The organism is Achromobacter sp. SIMBA_011, from assembly GCF_046535435.1.
GTDB classification, from domain to species: domain Bacteria; phylum Pseudomonadota; class Gammaproteobacteria; order Burkholderiales; family Burkholderiaceae_B; genus Achromobacter; species Achromobacter dolens.
Genome location: NZ_JAWRWN010000620.1, coordinates 1 through 265, shown reverse-complemented (window position 1 = coordinate 265; position 265 = coordinate 1). Strand labels below are relative to the sequence as shown.

The 265-nt window shown below is 78.1% G+C and carries 1 pseudogene; it reads right to left on the bottom strand.

The features are described from left to right. Positions 1-265, bottom strand: a pseudogene (locus SB816_RS32425) (amidohydrolase); the annotation flags it as partial.

Below are 265 nucleotides of genomic sequence, written 5' to 3'. Positions count from 1 at the left end.
GGAGCGCGCGAAGCGGCGTCCGTGGCCGCGGGTACGGCACGCGTCCATCCCCGGCTCGGCGCATGCGCCCGCCGCTGCCGACGCGCGCGCACGGGCTCGCGCGCCGCCCGCCGCATCGTCGGCGCCGCCGTCTGCGCCGCGGTCGGCCACCGGCGACCACGCGGGGCTGACGGGCGGCAACGGCGGCGCGAGCGACGCGAATTCGGCATCCGCGTGCACGACCTTGCCGTCCACGACCGTCAGCACCGACGACAACTGCGGAATG